The 2,211-nt window shown below is 73.7% G+C and carries 2 protein-coding genes; one reads left to right on the top strand and one right to left on the bottom strand.

Features of this window, described 5'->3' with window-relative positions; genetic code table 11:
* Positions 1-135 precede the first annotated feature (135 nt).
* Complete coding sequence (locus ACFWFR_RS19160) at positions 136-1,485, top strand: PP2C family protein-serine/threonine phosphatase (RefSeq protein ID WP_377624170.1); 1,350 nt, start codon at positions 136-138, stop codon at positions 1,483-1,485.
* Between the two features lie 161 nt (positions 1,486-1,646).
* Here the strand turns inward: ACFWFR_RS19160 and ACFWFR_RS19165 are convergent, their stop codons facing one another.
* The gene (locus ACFWFR_RS19165) at positions 1,647-2,111 is read right to left on the bottom strand and encodes a luciferase family protein (RefSeq protein WP_377624171.1); all 465 of its coding nucleotides are present in this window, start codon (positions 2,109-2,111) and stop codon (positions 1,647-1,649) included.
* Positions 2,112-2,211 lie beyond the last annotated feature (100 nt).

Genomic DNA, 2,211 nt, shown 5'->3' on the forward strand with positions numbered 1-2,211 from the left:
CCTTCCCACGGAAGGCACGCCCCGCCGTCGGGCATCCGCTCCGTGAGACCCGCACGAGCCCGTGGCATGCACTTCTGCGGAAGCACGACTTCTCCGCCATGCTGAGGGAACGACGCGGGGGAAGAGGCCGATCCGATGGAGGACGAGGCGCGGGACGGGGCGAGCGGCCGTTCGGGAGCAGCTCCCGGGTCGGCACAGCGCACCGAGCGCTCGCAGGACGACGCGAGGCCCGCCCCCGAGGCCGACCGGCTCGACTACCGTGCGGTGTTCGCCGCGCTGTCCGCGCCCAAGGTGCTGCTGGCACCCGACCTGACCGTCCTCGACGTCAACGACGCCTACCTCGACATGCTGGGCCTCCCGGCGACAGCGCTCGTCGGCCGGTCGCTCAACGCGGGTTTCACCTTCTCGCCCGCGGACGACGAGCACGTCGGACGCATCGTCCGCTCGTTGGAGAAGGTCCTGCAGACCGGCCGGATCGACCTGCTCGAACCGTTGCGCATCGACCTGCCCGGTGACCGACCGGGCGAGTGGGTCGAACGCCACTGGCTCGTGACGAACCTCCCGGTCTTCGACGCGAGCGGCCGCGTCGCCGCGCTCGTGCACCGCGCGGAGGACGTGACCGGGGTCGTCCGGAGCTCGCAGCGGACGGCGGCCGACCGGAGCATCGGGCTCGACGCCGCGGTGGTCGACCAGGCCCTGCACCTGGGGTCCTCGGTCGGCCGGTTCCAGGAGGGCCTCGACCGCGAGCGCCGCGCGGCGCTGCAGCTCCAGGACTCGATCCTCACTGCGCCCGCCCAGCCCGAGGGGCTGCGCATCGACGTCCGCTACCGGCCCGCCTCGCGCGAGATGCACGTCGGCGGCGACTGGTACGACGCGTTCGAGCTGGCGTGCGGGTGCACGTTCGTGGTGGTCGGGGACGTCGTCGGGCACGACATCTCCGCGGCGGCGACCATGGGTCAGCTCCGAGGGGTCATGCGCGGCGTCGCGTACGAGTCGGGCACGTCCCCGGCGACGATCCTCGAACGCACCGAACGAGCGGCCGACGGGCTCGGCATCGAGACGGCGGCAACGGTGGCCGCGGCACTCGTGGGGCTCCCCGGCCCGGCCGGCGACCGGGCGCTCACCTGGGTCTCGGCCGGTCACCCTCCGCCCGTCCTGGTGCGCGCCGACGGCTCGGCCGAGCTGCTCGCGCGGCACAACGACCGGATGTTCGGCCTCGGCTCGGGCACCTCGCGGACGAACCACGCGGACGTCCTGCACCCCGGCGACACCCTGCTCCTCTACACCGACGGCCTCGTCGAGAGGCGGGACCGACGGCTGCGCGACGCCCTGCGGGACCTGCCGGGGGTCGTCGAGGAGATCGCGGACGGCTCCCGGGACCGGTTCCTCGACGCCCTGGTCGCCCGACTCGTCCCCCGGCCCAGCGAGGACGACGTCGCCCTCGTGTCGGTCGAGGTGCTGACGGGTGATGCGAGCGGCGGCTGACGGGACCGGCGGGTGACGGACCGGCGGGTGACGGACCGGCGGGTGACGGACCGGCGGCTGACGAGGCCCGCGCGAGGTAGAGGGATACCGTCGAGACAGAGGGCCCTGGGCCTCTACCCCGACGCGTCCCCTCTACCTCGCGGAGGGGCGCCCGACGACGGCTACGGGTTGTGCACCCGTGCGACGTCGAGGCTCTCGCGGACCAGTCCCAGGACCACGGCCATCTCGTCGGCGTCGCGCGGCCCGTAGACCATGATCTCGGTCGCGTGGTCGGCGTACTGGTGCGCTTCTCCCCAGCCTGCCGCGCAGACCTCCTGGGCCCGTTCGCGCGGCAGGCACAGGTGCAGGCTCGTGTCGGTCACGCCGTGCAGGTGGACCGGTTCGAGGCGCTGGTCCGGCGTCGCGAGGGACGTCGTGGGGTTCGAGGTGCGCTCGTGGCCATCGAGGAACAGTGCCCGGGACGACGCCGTGGAGACCGAGCTGTGCCCTTCTCGGACGCCCTCGATCGTGGTCGCCGCGAGCACGAGCTCGCCCCACAGCTCGGCCGGCGCCAGCTGGTCGACCTGCCGGTGCGGTCCCTCGTCGGACGTGATGGGACGAGGGCCTCGGCGCGGGGTGAGAGTCATGGGCGGGACGCTAGCGGGACCGGCACGGCTGCGGCGAGGGAATTGCCGGCGCGGGCAGGCTGAAGGCGCCCGACGACGGAGCGCACCCTCACCGCGAGGG

This window comes from Oerskovia sp. NPDC060287 (assembly GCF_042726775.1).
Classification (GTDB): domain Bacteria; phylum Actinomycetota; class Actinomycetes; order Actinomycetales; family Cellulomonadaceae; genus Oerskovia; species Oerskovia merdavium.